A 3,127-nucleotide genomic window follows, 5' to 3' on the forward strand; every position below is an offset into this window, starting at 1 on the left:
AGGCGACTACCGGATACGCCAAGGCTGGAAAGTCGTCGACGGAAAGCTGGTAACGCGGCACAGCGCTTTCGGCGGGATCGCTGAAGTCATCGTTCTGATTGCCGCCATAATAGAGGCCGAAGCCGGTGCGGATGGTGGTCTTCCCATGCAACGCCGAGGGGGCCCAGGCCACTCCGAGGCGCGGGCCGAAATCCTTGGTATTGGGATCGTAGTAGGGCGTTCCCTTCGGGCAGAAACCGCCGCAGCCGAGAATATCCACCACCGCGGAGCGGTTCAGGATCTCGTGCATCACCGAATAATACTCGTAGCGAAGCCCGAGGTTTAGCGTGAGTGTGGGGCTCACCCGAAACTCATCCTGCGCATAGCCCTGATAAAACGTCCGACGGTTACCGACAACGCCTTCGCCCTGCAGGTATGTCGCCGAATCGGCCTGGTTGTTGATGAGCTCGTTCAGGCCCGCATAGGCGATGTTCGAAGTCGTCAGCGTGTTCCCCGAGTTGTTCAGGCGGATGCGGCGGATATCGACTCCGAATTTCAATGTGTGGCGGCCGCTTACCCTGCTCAAGTTGTCGATATAGGAGAACGAGGTGCCCACCTCGGTGTCGAGCGACGTGTCGCTGACGCCGTCAAAGATGCCGCCGACATCGAGCGCGATCGGTGAAGTTCCGTTTGTGTAGTTGTGATAGTTGGCCCGGTTTACGCCGAACTTCACTTCATTGACAGTGGTGGGTGAGATGATCCGCTGGAATTGCATCACGACGTTGGTAGGAACATGCGGGATCACGTTGCGAGTGCCGAGCGCGTCCTGCGGTTGATCGATGTACGCGTTATCCACGTTGTACCGAAAGAACGCGGTATTGGTGTCATTGAACCGATAGTCGAAGCGGAACATGCCGGCATCCTCGCGAATGGTGTCGGCGGTGACTACCTTCAGTTGATCGGTATTCGCATCCAGCGGTGTCTGTCCGGCCGGATACGCATCGAGAATCGGCTTCAACGCCGGCGAAGTAGCCAGCACCTGCGCCTTCAGAGCGGCATTCGGCACGATGTTCACAAAAGTCTGGCCGAGGCTTTGCCGCAGACCCTCATAATTCGCATAGAAGAACGCTTTGTTTTTCACCACCGGCCCGCCGAGACTTGCGCCAAACTGGTGCAGCGTGAAATCCGGAAGGGTGGCATCATCAAAGGGCGATCGCGCGTCAAGCGCATCGTTCCGCACGGCATAGAACGTGCTCCCGTGGAATTCGTTGGTGCCGGTCTTCGAGACCACGTTGATCTGCGCACCGCCCGCAGCTCCGCTTTCCGCCGTGTAATTGGAGGTGCTGACGCGGAATTCCGAAATGGCATCGAGCGCAATGTTCAGGCGCGTGTCGGATTTCTGCGTCTGCTCCTGGACACCGCTGGTGTCGATACCGTCGAAGGTGAAATTGCTGTCATCTAGAGAATGGCCCGCGAACTGAATCGAACGCTGCGCCCCGTCGCCGTAGTCGATGGCGCCCGGCGCCAGCATCATCAGGCTGGCCCAGTTCCGGCCACTCACGGGAATGTCTTTGATCTGGGGCGATTCAATCACGCCGCCTACTTCGGCATTGGTGCGATTCACTGTCTCGGCCGCCGCAGTGACTTGAACCGTTTCGGACGTCTCGCCGACCTCCAGGTGGGCATCAATCGTCCGAGTCTCTCCGTATTGCAGATCGATCGGTTCGATACTGACTGGTCTAAACCCGGGCTTTGCGATCGTGAGCGTATAGGTACCGACAGGCAGAGCCGTTACCTGATAGAGACCTTCTTCGCTGGATATCGTCAGGCGACGAAGCCCGGTCGCGGCCGATTTCAGTTCAATGCTGACGCCGCTGACTAACGCTCCGGAGGGATCCGTAACGGCGCCATCGATCGCCGCGCGGTCCTGCGCGAGCAGACAGGCCGAAGAAACGCCGAGCAGACAAGAGAACAGACCGAGCCGTCGCATGGTACTCCTCCTCTTTCGCGCAATCGACCTGGAACTTGAAAAGTCGACTTTATCCGGTCTCTATTTCATGTCGATGACGATCGGCCGACAGGCCGTTTGCGAGCGTGAACCTTCGTACCCGGCCGCTGGTTCACGCGACAAATGTCATGAAGCTGTAAACAAGTTCGATGATGCTATTCTTTCTGCCAGGGAGATTTCAAGAAATGACGGCGAGGATGCGGCTCGTCGCATACGCTGCTCCGGCGATGGCGTGGCTGATTTACGGCGCCTATTCGCAGGAGCCGGCTGCACAGGCGTCTGCGGGGAAGGTAGTGGGCGGGCCCTATGCCGTCAACGTCGGGGCGCGTTCGGCGACGGTGATGTGGCTGGTTCAAACAGGTGAGTCCTCGCTCGGAGCGGAACCAGGCAAGGCTGATCAGCGAGCGCCTGTACTGCGCGCGGAAAAGACAACCTTCGTAGGACTCCAGCGCGGAACCACTTATTACTACCAAGCGTTCCCGGGCGAAGCCGGGAAAGGCTCCTTCCGAACGGCCCCCTCCGGCAACGCTCCGTTTCAGTTCGTGGTCTACGGCGACACACGCACACGGCACGACATACATCGCAAGGTAATCGCGGCGATTCTCGGATTTGCGCACCCGGATTTCGTCATGCACACCGGAGACCTGGTGGCGAACGGAGATGATCCCGCGCTGTGGCCGATCTTCTTCGATGCCGAACGAGAGCTATTGCGGAAAGCAGCATTCTTTCCCGCACTCGGGAATCACGAGCGCGACGCCGCCAACTACTTTGACTTCCTGCGAGCCAAGCCGTATTACTCGTTCGACTGGGGCAACGCGCATTTCACGGTAATCGACAGCGACATTGAAAACGCCGGCGCCACCGCGGAACAGCGAGACGCTTTCTGGAAGCAACAGGTTCGGTGGCTGGAAGACGACCTACGTTCTGCTCAGCAGGCCGATTTCCGCTTCTTGTTTGCGCACCATCCTCCCATGACCGCGGTGAAGCGCCGGCAAGGCGACAACCCTCACATGACGGCGCTCGAATCGATGTTCGCAAGATACAAACTCTCTGCCGGCTTCTTCGGTCACGACCACAACTACCAGCATTACCTCAAGGACGGAATTCATTACTTCATCACAGGAGGCGGCGGCGCGCCGC

Annotated in this window: 2 protein-coding genes; one reads left to right on the forward strand and one right to left on the reverse strand. The window is 58.8% G+C overall.

What is annotated here, in order from left to right; translation table 11 throughout:
* A partial coding sequence (locus VGK48_03515; GenBank protein HEY2380231.1) for a TonB-dependent receptor occupies positions 1 to 1,969 on the reverse strand: 1,969 nt, incomplete at its 3' end.
* 203 nt (positions 1,970 to 2,172) lie between these two features.
* Here VGK48_03515 and VGK48_03520 point away from each other — a divergent pair.
* The coding region (locus tag VGK48_03520) for a metallophosphoesterase (protein ID HEY2380232.1) at positions 2,173 to 3,127 on the forward strand (955 nt) is incomplete at its 3' end.

The organism is Terriglobia bacterium (assembly GCA_036496425.1).
Lineage (GTDB): Bacteria > Acidobacteriota > Terriglobia > 20CM-2-55-15 > 20CM-2-55-15 > 20CM-2-55-15.